General features: G+C 47.5%; 11 protein-coding genes. 4 read left to right on the forward strand and 7 right to left on the reverse strand.

Annotated elements, in window-relative coordinates; genetic code table 11:
• Window positions 1-36: 36 nt before the first annotated feature.
• On the reverse strand, window positions 37-1,413 hold the full coding sequence (locus tag KIO97_RS00835) for a PhoH family protein (RefSeq protein WP_038864538.1): 1,377 nt from the start codon (window positions 1,411-1,413) through the stop codon (window positions 37-39).
• 537 nt (window positions 1,414-1,950) lie between these two features.
• Here KIO97_RS00835 and rapA point away from each other — a divergent pair.
• Window positions 1,951-4,860, forward strand: coding sequence for an RNA polymerase-associated protein RapA (gene rapA, locus KIO97_RS00840; protein ID WP_038862592.1), 2,910 nt, complete (start codon window positions 1,951-1,953; stop codon window positions 4,858-4,860).
• 99 nt (window positions 4,861-4,959) lie between these two features.
• On the opposite strand, the gene KIO97_RS00845 is transcribed toward rapA, so the two are convergent.
• On the reverse strand, window positions 4,960-6,225 hold the full coding sequence (locus KIO97_RS00845; protein ID WP_285380534.1) for an NRAMP family divalent metal transporter: 1,266 nt from the start codon (window positions 6,223-6,225) through the stop codon (window positions 4,960-4,962).
• A gap of 238 nt (window positions 6,226-6,463) precedes the next feature.
• On the opposite strand from KIO97_RS00845, the gene rluA reads away from it, so the two are divergent.
• Complete coding sequence (rluA, locus tag KIO97_RS00850) at window positions 6,464-7,216, forward strand: bifunctional tRNA pseudouridine(32) synthase/23S rRNA pseudouridine(746) synthase RluA (protein WP_045403521.1); 753 nt, start codon at window positions 6,464-6,466, stop codon at window positions 7,214-7,216.
• A 32-nt stretch (window positions 7,217-7,248) separates the two neighbouring features.
• Window positions 7,249-8,211 carry a D-2-hydroxyacid dehydrogenase gene (locus tag KIO97_RS00855; protein ID WP_285380536.1) on the forward strand — a complete coding sequence of 321 codons (963 nt, stop codon included), beginning with the start codon at window positions 7,249-7,251 and terminating at the stop codon, window positions 8,209-8,211.
• Between the two features lie 65 nt (window positions 8,212-8,276).
• On the opposite strand, the gene yjgA is transcribed toward KIO97_RS00855, so the two are convergent.
• Window positions 8,277-8,801 carry a ribosome biogenesis factor YjgA gene (gene yjgA, locus KIO97_RS00860; RefSeq protein ID WP_010450448.1) on the reverse strand — a complete coding sequence of 175 codons (525 nt, stop codon included), beginning with the start codon at window positions 8,799-8,801 and terminating at the stop codon, window positions 8,277-8,279.
• A 110-nt stretch (window positions 8,802-8,911) separates the two neighbouring features.
• On the opposite strand from yjgA, the gene pmbA reads away from it, so the two are divergent.
• A complete protein-coding gene (gene pmbA, locus KIO97_RS00865; protein ID WP_285380538.1) occupies window positions 8,912-10,255 on the forward strand; it encodes a metalloprotease PmbA in 1,344 nt (447 codons plus the stop codon).
• 83 nt (window positions 10,256-10,338) lie between these two features.
• Here pmbA and mgtE read toward each other — a convergent pair whose 3' ends face one another.
• From mgtE to ptsN, 4 genes are all read right to left on the reverse strand, one after another.
• Window positions 10,339-11,694 (reverse strand): magnesium transporter, encoded by a 1,356-nt coding sequence (mgtE, locus tag KIO97_RS00870; protein WP_010450444.1) that lies wholly within the window; start codon window positions 11,692-11,694, stop codon window positions 10,339-10,341.
• Window positions 11,695-11,860: 166 nt separating this feature from the next.
• Window positions 11,861-12,136, reverse strand: a complete 276-nt coding sequence (locus KIO97_RS00875) for an HPr family phosphocarrier protein (RefSeq protein WP_005432843.1) — start codon at window positions 12,134-12,136, stop codon at window positions 11,861-11,863.
• Between the two features lie 2 nt (window positions 12,137-12,138).
• Window positions 12,139-13,002: an RNase adapter RapZ gene (rapZ, locus tag KIO97_RS00880; RefSeq protein WP_045403515.1), complete on the reverse strand. Its 864-nt coding sequence runs from the start codon at window positions 13,000-13,002 to the stop codon at window positions 12,139-12,141.
• A 14-nt stretch (window positions 13,003-13,016) separates the two neighbouring features.
• A complete protein-coding gene (gene ptsN, locus KIO97_RS00885; RefSeq protein ID WP_005432846.1) occupies window positions 13,017-13,463 on the reverse strand; it encodes a PTS IIA-like nitrogen regulatory protein PtsN in 447 nt (148 codons plus the stop codon).
• Window position 13,464: the final 1 nt, after the last annotated feature.

Consider the following 13,464-nt stretch of genomic DNA (forward strand, 5'->3'; position numbering starts at 1 on the left):
TTGAGCGCTCTTTTGTTTTTAAGGGGAGAGTATTCGTTATAGGTTCTCTTCAGCAAACTCTGCTAAGCGACTTCGCACCACACCATTGAGGTGAATATTGGCGCTGCCTTCAAAGTTCTTAAAGCGTTCAACCATATACGTCAAACCAGACGTCACTGGCGTGAGGTAATGAGAGTCAATCTGTGCCAAGTTACCCGAACACACAATCTTGGTGCCTTCACCACAACGGGTGATGATGGTTTTGATTTGTGAAGCGGTTAAGTTCTGACACTCATCGAGTAGGACAAATGCATTCTGGATCGAGCGGCCACGCATAAAGTTGATCGATTTAAACTGAATGTTGGCTTTATCGCAGATGTACTTCATCGAACCTTCAGTGCAGTGGTCGTTCTTGTGCAGCGCTTCCAAGGTATCGGTCACCGCTGCTAACCAAGGCATCATTTTCTCTTCTTCCGAACCCGGTAAGAAACCAATCGACTCACCAATGTCTGGTGTGTTACGCGTTACGATGATCTTATCGAACATGCCTTTCTCAATGGTTTGTTCCAATGCCGCAGCCATGGCAAGGAGCGTTTTACCACTACCGGCGGCACCAGTCAGAATCACCAAATCAATATCAGGGTCGAGTAGGGCATCCATCGCCATGCCTTGGTAGATATTTTTCGGTGTAATGTCCCAAGCGCGACGATGCATCATGCGCTCACGACTCAGGTCGAGCAGCGTAACCTTATCCTCATTGATGGTTTCTACTCGTCCTACAAAATCACTCTCTTCATCAATCACGTATTGGTTGATAAAGGTCGGCTCGAACGGTTCGCGGCTGAGTTTATGGAACGTTTTTCCGCCCAGTGCGTAACTATCAACCTCGTCCACACCACTCCAAAAATCGCCTTCACGTTGTTGAAAGCCCTTGGTGAGGTATTGGATATCATCAATCAGTTGATCCGTACGATAGTCTTCAACGAAGCGTACACCAGCACCTTTGGCTCTTAAACGCATGTTGATGTCTTTGGTTACGAGCACCACTTCTCGTGGAGCACGTTTGTTTTGCAGATAAAGCACCGCATTGAGTATGCGGTTGTCACCGGCTTTGTCGGCGAAAGCTTTGACGGTTTCCTGCAACTCGAAGTCCGCCAAAATAGAGATGGTGCCTTGGCTTGGGTTATCTTTAGAAACCGGAATACCTTCTGAGATTTCATCCGGTGTTGCGTCTCTAAACAGATCTTCCAAAGCGCGAATCGCAACGCGTGCATCCCTTGCTACATCACGTTTACTGTCTTTGATTCGGTCGAGTTCTTCCAACACAGTCATTGGGATGACGACATCGTGTTCTTGGAAAGAGAAGATGGCGAAGGGTTCATGAAGAAGAATGTTGGTATCAAGTACAAACAGTTTCCGATCGGTATCGCCCATAGCGTCTCCTTGCCGCAGCGCGGCTTTGCTGGCTAGTAGCTAAGAAGGAACAGTCTTCCTAACTCTGATTGCTTGCAATAGAGGTTGTCGGGCAATGTCGGTTAGTGCGCAACCGAGTAGCAAGACAACTTACTGCAAACCCGTGTTGATCCTAATCGTGTACTAAATGCGCTCAAATCATGTTTGATGACTCTAAGCGCCCCTCAATAGAAGTATACGTAAAATTTACTTCTTACAACTTAATAATTGTCATGAGTTTTTTACAATTTGATTGCATTCCTAATTCAGGAAAAAAAGTTGCCCCTCTGGGCGGTTTCGGCGTGACCTAAATCACAGCTTCAAGTAAGATTAGCGACCTTTTTCTGCGTATAGGCTACGCCCGATTTATCATGTTCAGCTGGCTTAAAAATGCACAGCGCAAAGTGGCATGACAAGCACGATTGGCATAGCAGAAGCCAGAATCAGATCTAAACTTATTATCCATGCCCATCGGGATGGGTAGAGACCAACAAGAAACAACAACGAGGTAGTCAATTCATGACATTTGCTTTGGGGCAGCGCTGGATTAGCGATACGGAAAGCGATTTAGGTTTAGGTACCGTAGTAGCAATGGATGCTCGTACTGTGACATTGATGTTTGCAGCATCAGAGGAAAACCGAGTTTACGCACGTAACGATGCACCAGTTACCCGAGTAACGTTCAACGTCGGTGATGTCATCGATTGCCAAGAAGGTTGGTCATTAAAAGTTGAAGAAGTACTGGAAGATGAAGGTCTATACACCTATTTCGGTACTCGTGAAGACACGCAAGAAACGGCGATCGTGTTGCGTGAAATCTTCCTAAGCAACCACATTCGTTTTAACAAGCCGCAAGACAAGTTGTACGCAGGTCAAATCGACCGCATGGACAACTTTGTACTTCGCTACCGTGCGCTACAAAACCAATTTGAGCAACACAAGAGCCCAATGCGTGGTCTGTGTGGCATGCGTGCAGGCTTGATCCCTCATCAGCTATATATCGCACATGAAGTGGGTCGTCGTCACGCGCCTCGCGTATTGCTAGCGGATGAAGTTGGTCTGGGTAAAACCATCGAAGCGGGCATGATCATCCACCAGCAAGTGCTGTCCGGTCGTGCTGAACGTATCCTTATCGTGGTGCCCGAGACACTGCAACACCAGTGGCTCGTTGAGATGATGCGTCGTTTCAACCTGCACTTCTCTATCTTCGATGAAGAGCGTTGTATTGAGGCGTTCGCAGAAGCTGAAAACCCATTTGATACGCAGCAATATGTGCTGTGCTCACTGGATTTCCTACGTAAGAGCCGCAAGCGTTTCGAGCAAGCGCTAGAAGGCGAGTGGGATCTATTGGTTGTCGATGAAGCGCACCACTTAGAATGGAGCCAAGACAAACCAAGCCGCGAATACCAAGTGGTAGAAGGCTTGGCAGAACGCACTGCGGGTGTGCTACTGCTGACGGCAACACCAGAGCAGCTAGGTCGTGAGAGCCACTTCGCTCGTCTACGTCTGCTAGATCCAGATCGTTTCTACGATTACGATGCATTCGTTGAAGAAGAAGAGCAATACGCACCAGTGGCGGATGCTATCACTTCGCTGTTCTCTGGTGAGAAACTGCCTGACGAAGCGAAAAACCAAATTACTGAACTGCTTTCTGAGCAAGACGTTGAGCCGCTATTCCGCATTATCGAAAGCGACAGTGATGAAGAAGCGAAAGCGTCAGCGCGCCAAGAACTGATCGATAACCTAATGGACCGTCACGGTACTGGTCGCGTTCTGTTCCGTAACACGCGTGCTGCAATCAAAGGCTTCCCGAAGCGTAACGTACATCTAATGCCAATGGACATTCCACAGCAGTACACCACGTCAATGCGTGTATCAGGCATGATCGGCGGCAAGATGACGCCAGAAGCACGCGCGGTGAAGAACCTTTACCCAGAAGAAATCTTCCAAGAATTTGAAGGCGAAGATTCAAGCTGGTGGCAATTTGACTCACGTGTGAACTGGCTACTTGAGAAAGTAAAAGAGAAACGCAGCGACAAAGTGCTGGTTATCGCTTCTCGTGCAAGCACCGCGCTGCAACTTGAGCAAGCATTACGTGAGCGTGAAGGTATTCGTGCAACTGTATTCCACGAAGGCATGTCGATTCTTGAGCGTGACAAAGCGGCTGCTTACTTTGCACAAGAAGAGGGCGGCGCACAGGTTCTTATCTGTAGCGAAATCGGCTCAGAAGGTCGTAACTTCCAGTTTGCTAACCAGCTTGTGATGTTCGATTTACCGTTCAACCCAGACTTGCTAGAGCAGCGTATTGGTCGTCTGGACCGTATCGGTCAGAAGCGTGATATCGATATCCACGTGCCTTACCTAAAAGACACGTCACAAGCGATTCTTGCTCGTTGGTTTGATGAAGGTCTGAACGCGTTTGCTGAAACCTGTCCAACAGGTCGCGCGGTTTACGATAAGTACTCTGATGCGCTGATTGAAATGCTGGCGTCTGGTGATGTTTCAAACCTTGATGAAGTGATTGAAGAATCAGCGAAGATGAACAAAGAGCTGAAATCACAACTTGAGCAAGGTCGTGACCGTCTGTTAGAGATGCACTCAAACGGCGGCGAGAAAGCGCAGCAGATTGTTGAGAAAATCTCATCGACAGACGGTGATACAAACCTAGTAACGTTCGCATTGTCTCTGTTCGACACCATTGGCTTGAACCAAGACGACAAAGGCGAGAACGCACTTGTGGTAACGCCATCTGAGCACATGATGGTGCCAAGCTACCCAGGCTTGCCATACGAAGGTGCGACTATCACATTTGACCGTGATACAGCGCTATCTCGTGAAGACATGCACTTCATCAGTTGGGAACACCCAATGATTCAAGGCGGTATTGATCTGCTGATGAGCGAAGGTGTGGGTACCTCTGCGGTTTCTCTGCTGAAGAACAAAGCGCTACCAGTGGGTACTATCCTACTTGAGTTGGTTTACGCGGTGGATGCACAAGCACCAAAACGCAGCGGCATTACTCGTTTCCTACCGAAGACGCCAATTCGCATGATGATGGATGCTCGTGGTAACGATCTGTCTTCTCAGGTTGAGTTTGAAGGCTTCAACCGTCAGCTTAGCCCGGTAAACCGTCACCTAGGCAGCAAGCTAGTGACATCAGTACAGAAAGACATTCACAGCCTAATCGAAGCGGGTGACGCATTGGTTGAGCAGAAAGTGGAAGAAGTTCGTAAGCAAGCGCATCAAGACATGCAACAAAGCTTGAATGCCGAGCTTGAGCGTCTACAAGCACTGAAAGCGGTTAACCCGAACATCCGTGATGAAGAAATTGAATCGATTGAAGAACAAATCAAAGAGCTAACAGGTTACATCAACCAAGCTCAGGTCCAGCTAGATTCGCTACGTCTGATTGTGGTCAGCCACAACTAATCAGCGTTCAAACACATGAAAAAAGGTCTTCAATTGAAGACCTTTTTCTTTATCTGAGTCTAGTTTACCTCAGCGGTTCGGTTAATCGCTCGCAGCTAATTACATTAGCCACTTCCACCAAATAAACAGCGCTAAGAAGCCGAATAAGTAAATCAAGCCAGCAATCGACAACCACTTCAATTTACGGCCCAGCGCTAATGGCTTAGGTAAGTCGGTTTTGCTCACCAGAATGTAGTTCAGTAGCGCGAAGAACGGTGTCGTCATAAACGCCAGTACCATAGCAAAGTTCAGCATTGGTAGTAGTGCTGACGCCCAGAACACCACAATACCTAATGCCAAGACCGATACCGTAAGCATGATCGCTGACGTGGCTTTTGGGTTAGTCTCTGGTTGTGAGCGTAGTAGACGTTGAGAGTCTGAAATGACACGAGAGTAGCCATCAATCACCGTAATTGTACTGCCGAAGATGCAGAAGAACGCAATCACCGCAATTAGGTAGCGTGACCACTCACCAATAGTCGCAGCGTACAAGCCGACTAGCTGGTGGGAGAAGCCCACGCCAGAGCTTTTAAGCTCGATGCCTGAGCCGTGTAGCATCAACGCACCTAGCGATACAAACACCAACGCCAATACTGCCGTACCAATGTAGCCGACGTTAAAATCAAACAACGCAGATTTTGCGGTGACTTCTTGTTGGCTGGTTTGGCGTTTTAGCCACGCAGACGTCAAACAAGAGATCTCGATTGGTGCTGGCATCCAGCCCATGGTCACGACGATAAAGCCGATTGCTGCAATTGACCACGGAGAAGGGGATTCAAAGTTCGCAACAGGCTCTACCGGATTACCAAACGCAATCGCTACTGCTAGTAATGTCGCAATGGTCAGTACTGTCATGATGACTTTTGAGAGCGTATCCAGCGCTTTGTAATGACCAGCAAATAGGATCACCAAGCACGTGACCAATACAATGATGCTGAGTGACGCCATCGACAATGAAAATGGAATGAAGTAGCCCAACAAGCTAGCACTGAACATCAAAAGTGCTGCTGTGTTGATCACCGCAGAAACGGAGCTGAGAAACAAGAACAGCCATAAGTATGGGCGACCTAGCCTAGCGTAGCCTTCAACCAAGGTTTTGCCTGTACCCATGGTGTACTGCACGCCTGCTCGGAAAAATGGGTATTTAAAAAGGTTTACCAGCAGGATAAGCACGGCGAGTTGCCAGCCATAAATGGCACCAGCTTTTGTTGAAGCAACGAGGTGAGAGCCACCTACTGCGGCAGAAGCCATGAGAATGCCGGGACCCAACGAGCGTACAAATTGGGAGATTTTGGATTGGGGTTGATCTGGTACTGCAGATTCCATTTGTTATTGTCCTTGTTCATCAACGATAAACTATAAGTAACATGCCCAGTATGGTTGTCAATTTAATTTTACAACTTGTTTTGCTTTTATTTTTGTTGGTAATTTGACTTGTTAACTTTCTTTATTTTAAAAAGTTATATCGCCCCTTGTTGGTGAGAAAATTAAACGTGTTTTGTGCATGCATCTTGAAGGCTCTTGGGTATAATCAGCGCGTTTTTATTCTGTAGAGATCCTGCCCATGGCAATGCTTGAGTACAATCCACCAACCGACCCTTGGATTGATGTCGTTTTTGAAGATGAGCAAATTTTGGCGGTAAACAAGCCATCTGGTTTGCTCTCTGTGCCGGGGCGTCTCGCTGAGCACTATGACAGTATGTGGAGTCGACTCACTGAGCAGTATCCAGATATTCAAGTCGTGCATCGCTTGGATATGTGCACTTCCGGTTTGATGGTACTGGCGAAGAACAAACGTGCAGAAAGCGCGTTAAAGAAACAGTTTCAATACCGATTGACGCATAAGATTTACTACGCGCGCGTTTGGGGGCATATAGAGCAAGAAGAGGGTGAGATTGACCTGCCGCTGATTTGTGATTGGCCTAATCGTCCGTTGCAGAAAGTGTGTTTTGAAGATGGCAAACCTTCTAAGACGCTTTTCCAAGTAGCGAAGCGAGAAGAGCATCCTGATGGTTCAAAGACGACGATTGTACGTTTGTTGCCGATCACTGGTCGCTCACACCAATTGCGAGTTCACATGCAAGCATTAGGTCACCCGATTGTAGGCGATGAGTTTTACGCAACTGAAGAAGCGAAAGCCTTCTCTGAGCGCCTAGAACTGCACGCCGCTGAGTTGAGCTTTTACCATCCGAAATGCCATTGGCTGCGCAGCATTTTTGTTCCTTGTGATTTTTACCCGGAAGCGGAAGCGATGATCTTTGACTATTTCGACCCAGAGCGTAAATTACCAGATTACAAAACACTGCCTCGCCCATAAATTCATCTTTAGGCAGTGAACAAGGAGTTGTTATGTCACTGCCTAAAGTAGTCTTCCTCGACCGCGCGACCATCCCCACTCAAATTCAAATACCTCGTCCAAGCTTTGCCCATGATTGGGTGGAATACGATCTGACTTCTTCTGAGCAAGTTGTTGAGCGTCTTGCTGATGCGGATATCGTGATCAGCAACAAGGTGGTGCTCGACCAATCTGTTCTCATTCAACTTCCTAACCTCAAGATGATTGCTGTGGCGGCCACGGGGTTCAATAACGTCGATATCAACTATTGCGCTGAGCACAATGTTGCGGTCGCGAACGTGCGTGGCTATGCGACTCGCTCTGTGCCAGAACACGTTATCGCTATGCTGTTTGCTTTGCGTCGTAACTTGTTTGGTTATCACCAAGATATCGCAGCGGGCGAGTGGCAACGCAATAAACAGTTCTGTTTCTTTACGCATCCGATTGGCGATGTGGCAGGTAGCACTTTGGGTGTGGTTGGCAGCGGCACATTAGGTCAAGCAACAGCAAAACTGGCACAAGCGTTAGGGATGAACGTGGTGTTTTCGGAGCGCAAAGGCGTAACGGAGTGCCGAGAAGGTTATGTTTCTTTTGCTGAGGTTCTTGAGCAAGCGGACGCCATCACACTACATTGTCCACTGAATGATGAAACACGTAATTTGATTGGTGAGGCAGAACTCAAGTTGATGAAGCCTACATCGATTTTGATTAATACCGGACGTGGTGGCTTGGTGGATGAACAAGCTTTAGTGGACGGCTTAAAGCAAGGTGAGATTGCTGGTGCTGGGGTTGATGTCTTTACCCAAGAGCCCGCCAATGAGAGTAATCCGCTGATTGCCAATATGCACTTGCCGAACCTATTGCTGACGCCACACGTTGCCTGGGGTAGTGATTCATCGATTCAGCGTTTGGCTGAAATCTTGATTGAGAATATTAACGCCTTTGAGCGCGGTGAAAGTCTTAATCGCTTAGCGTAACAGCAGAAAATAGGCATGAAAAAAGCAGACACAAAGGTCTGCTTTTTACGTTCTTAAGCGTTGAATTACATTTCTTCTTCAAACGCTTTAAGAATTTGGAAGATTTCACGGTAAGATTTTGCTGGTTTACCGGCTTTCTTCTCTTTCGCTGCTTGGCGAGCAAGTTGACGTAGACGTTGACGATCCGCTTCTGGGTACAGTTCCATTACGTCATCAATCGCTTTATCGCCTTCTTCCACAACGCGATCACGCAGCGCTTCTAGCTTGTGCAGAGCAGCAGTCGCTTGTGAGTGCTTGTTGCGGATTTTATCCAGTGCCGCTTGGATTGGTTCTGGATCTTCGTAACGCATTAGCTTACCAATACGTTGTAGCTGACGACGACGCGCTTCGTTTTTAAAGCGTTGTGCATCAGCAACCGCTTCTCGTAGGTCTTCGCTCAATGGAAACTTATCTAGAACAGCTGGCTTTAGGCCTACAAGCTCTTCACCTAGCTTTTGCAGCTCTTCCATGTCTCGCTTCATCTCGGATTTACTTACCCAGATGATCTCTTCTTCTGGTTCCCATGGCGCTTTTTGATTCTTACGTGCCATTTCAGTTGCCTGTGTTTTGATTAATATTATGACTATTTTAACAAGAATCGTGGGGAGAAAGCGAAATTCTTGTTATTCTATTGTGCATCGAATACATGATGTGAAAGACAATGGATATTAAACAGCAGGTTGCTGAGCAACGTACCGAGCTAGAACAAGCCGTTTCACGTGCACTAGAAATCGCTGCGGCGAAGTCTGATGCCGCTGAAGTCGCAATCACCAAGAGCACAGGTTTGAGTGTTTCCACTCGCATGGGTGACGTGGAAAACGTTGAATTCAATAGCGATGGCGCACTGGGTATCACCGTCTACCGTGGTCAACGCAAAGGCAGTGCTTCCACATCTGACTTGAGTGAAGCTGCTATCGAGCAAACGGTCTTAGCAGCACTAGACATTGCTCAATACACATCAGAAGACCCATTCGCAGGTCCTGCTCCAAAAGAATACATGGTGAAAGAGGTACCAGACTTAGACCTTTTCCACCCAGATGCTCCCGATCCAGACTACGCAGCGCAAATCGCGATTGCTGCTGAAAAAGAAGCGTTGAACTACAGCGATGCGATTAAGCAAAGCGATGGTGCAAGCTACGATAGCCACTACGGCGTAAAAGTGTATGGTAATAGTCACGGCTTGTTAGCCAGCTACTCATCCAGCCGTCATAGCACCAGCTGTTGTGTGATTGGTGTGGGTCAAAACGGTGAGATGGAACGTGATTACAGCTACACCGTTGCGCGTCATCGTGATGATCTTTGGACACCAGAAACGGTTGGTCGCAACGCTGCAGAGAAAACCATCAGCCGTCTTGATGCGCAAAAGCTTAAGACAGGCAAATACCCGGTGATGTTTGCTGCGGATGTAGCAACAGGCTTGATTGGTCACCTAGTGATGGCTATCAGCGGTGGCAACCTATACCGTAAGTCTTCTTTCCTATTGGATCATCTTGGTAAGCAAGTATTGCCTGAGTGGTTCAACATTTCTGAGCGTCCACACGTACTGCGCGGATTGGCTTCCAGCCCGTTCGATAGCGAAGGCGTTTACACGCAAGATCGTGAAATCATCACCGATGGTGTTTTAGCTACTTACTTGCTAACCAGCTATGCCGCTCGCAAGATGAAGATGGACCCAACGGGTCACGCTGGTGGAATCCACAACTGGTACGTGAAGTCGACAGGTCAAAACTTCGAGCAAATGCTGAAAGAGCTGGGCACAGGTCTACTGGTAACAGAGGCCATGGGTCAAGGCGTGAACGTTGTGACTGGCGATTACTCTCGTGGTGCTGCAGGTTTCTGGGTTGAAAACGGTGAAATCCAATACCCAGTATCTGAAATTACTATCGCGGGTAACTTGAAAGACATGTTCAATCAGATTGTGGCTGTGGGTAGCGATGTAGAAACACGCTCACAAATCCAAACGGGTTCTATCTTGTTGGATACCATGAAGGTTGCTGGTGAGTAAACTCACTAACCGCTAGATACGAAAAAGCCTGATGTGTTCATCAGGCTTTTTTATTGTTCGTAATCGACAGGTCATTACAGAGGCTAAATCATCAAGGTTGCGAGACCGAGGAAAACTGAAAGACCAATTACATCGGTCACTGTCGTTAGCGCCATACCACCAGCGAGTGCTGGGTCGATGTTCATCTTCTTCAATAGTATTGGGATAGTTACACCCGCAACACCTGCTACAAGTAGGTTGGTCAGCATGGCTGCCGAGATAATCCCACCAAGCATCCAGTTACCTTTCCAAGCAACCACAATACCACCGATGATCAGCGCCCACATGATGCCGTTTAGCAAGCCGATGGCGGCTTCTTTCATCAAGAGTTCGCGTTTGTTTGAATCACCGATATGACCAAGCGCTAAGCCACGGATAACAAGTGCAACGGTTTGGTTACCTGCCACACCACCCATTGAAGGTACAATGGTCATCAAAACGGCAATCGCAGCCATTTGGTCTAGAGTCGCTTCAAACATGTTGGAGACAGAAGCAGCGGCTAGTGCAGCAAGTACGTTGGCACCAAGCCAAATACTACGTTTACGAGCAGACTTTACTACAGGCGCGAAGGTATCTTCGTCGTCATCCATACCCGCCATACTCATCATTGAGTGTTCGGCATCTTCACGGATAACGTCGACCACGTCATCGATGGTGATACGACCTACAAGATGCTGGTTTTCATCGACAACCGGAGCAGATACCCAGTTACGACGTTCAAACAGGCTAGCGACATCAGAGTCACTGGTATCCACTGTAATTGCATCGTCGGCGTCTTCCATCACTTCACTGACTTTGACATCAGGTTGTGTGGTGATCAGCGTCGTGATCGGTAGTTCACCAATCAGTTTGCTCTCATCATCAATGACGTACAGCGCATCAGTTGCTTCAGGCAGTTCGCCTTTCATACGTAGATAACGCAGGACTACATCCACATCAACGTCACCACGAATGGTGATTACGTCGGTGTTCATCAGTCCACCCGCGGTATCCTCAGGGTAGGATAGGGCGGTTTCCACGCGCAGACGATCGGCAGAGTCCATCTGAGAGAGAACTTCACGTGAGACGTCATCAGGCAAGCTACGCAGTACGTAAGCCACGTCATCGGTGTCCATGCCTTCTGTCGCTTCTGCAAGCGCTTCAGGAGCCATTTTGGACACAAGACTGTCTTTAACGTCTTCGTTTAGCTCGTCAAGAATCTCACCGTAATCTTCTGGGTCGGTGAGTTGCCAAAGAACCTCACGACTTTTACGTGGGGAGGCTTCTAAAAGGTGGGCAATATCCTCAGGCTCCATGTCCTGAAGTTGTCGACGAACATGGACGAAGCGGCCGTTTTCCAGCGCTTCAGTGACTTCTTGGAGGGCTTGGTGAGCTTGGTCGAATTCTATTTGCTCTGCCATTCATTCCTCCCAATTCCTGATATTTACAATGCTTTGAATAATAACTTAATTCTAGGCACCTTTTAATAACAACTTATGAAAGTCGACAAAATTATTTATCGGAATTTAAGCAGGAGGTGAAACTTATGTGGGATATCTGGCTAGAGATAATAAAAAAGCGAGTGAATCACTCGCCTTCGTCAAACTTATCTTCAATCAAATGGCAAACCGCATCAAGAGCTTGCTCAGATTGATCGCCAGTGGCGTGGATGGTCACGTATTGTCCTTGGGCTGATTCCAGCATCAACAATCCCATGACGCTGTCTGCGGTCGCGGTTTTGTCTTCTTCGTTGTCGATGGTGATCACCGCGTCGAAGCTTTGTGCTAGTTCTACCAGTTTAACTGCCGCACGAGCGTGCAAGCCTAGGCGGTTTTGGATCAGTACTTTACGACTTAATTCCACCGTTATTCCTTAACGTTCTTTTCCAATGAAGTGTGGCGAATTTGTACTTGGTGTCCTTTGTCCGCAAAGAACTCACCAATTTTTTGAGTAAGATAAACCGAGCGGTGTTTACCACCAGTACAACCGATCGCAACGGTCAGGTAACTACGGTTGTTTTTCTCTAATAGTGGTAACCAAGTCTCAATAAAGCTTTCAATTTGGTATTTCAGATCAAGTACCGACTGGTGTTGCTCTAAGAAGGCGCCGATCGGGCCATCTAAACCAGTGAGAGGGCGCAGTGCTGGCTCCCAGTGTGGGTTTGGCAAGAAACGCACATCAAACACGTAATCGGCATCTGATGGTAAACCGTATTTGAAACCAAACGACTCAAACACCATGACTAAGTCTTTGCGTTCTCGGCCTTCCACACGCATACGTACGGTTTCACTGAGATCATGCAGAGATTGACCGCTACTGTTCAGAACTAAGTCTGCGTGTGCTTTCAGAGGCATTAAGATCTCTTGTTCAAGCTCAATCGCCTGATCAAGTGATAATGATTGACTGCCAAGTGATAGCGGATGAATCCGACGGGTTTCGCTGTAGCGGGTGAGAAGCGTTTCTTTATTCGCGTCTAAGAACAGTACTGTCACATCCAGTTCAGCCTTTAGCTTCTCTAGCGTGGTATTCAGTTCTTTGAGCTTCTTAGGGATATTTCGAATATCGATGCTTACTGCGACATTTTGTTTGCTCTCAGAGACTGACTGAACAAACGCGTCAAGTAAGTTTACCGGTAGGTTGTCTACGCAGTAGTAACCTAAGTCCTCAAGTACGCGCAGGGCAACACTTTTCCCGGCACCAGAGTGCCCGCTAACAACGATTAATCGCATGGTGATCGTCCTGATTACTTATGAATCATAATGTCGTAGAGCTCTTCATCGCTCTGAGCGTTACGTAAGCTTTTAAGCACTTGCTTGTCACTTAGACGCTCTGCCATAGAGGATAGTGTTTTGAGGTGCTCTTTGCACTGTTCTTCAGGTACAAGGAGAGCAAAAAGAAGGTCGACAGGTCGGTTGTCGATGGCGTCAAATTCAATCGCTTCGTCACACTGAAGTAACACTGCGATGGCTTTGTCGCTTGATTGCATTCTTGCGTGAGGGATAGCAATACCGTTGCCGATACCAGTACTACCCATTTTTTCTCTGCTGAGCATACACTCAAACAGTTCTGTAGAATCTTGGCCCGTGTTTTCAGCGACAATTTGGCTGATCATTTCAAGGGCACGTTTCTTACTTGTACAATGGACTGCACTTTTGGTGCAGTCCAGTGACAGTATTTCGCTCAGTTGCATG

The organism is Vibrio sp. B181a, assembly GCF_030248375.1.
In the GTDB taxonomy this organism is placed as follows: Bacteria; Pseudomonadota; Gammaproteobacteria; order Enterobacterales; family Vibrionaceae; genus Vibrio; species Vibrio campbellii.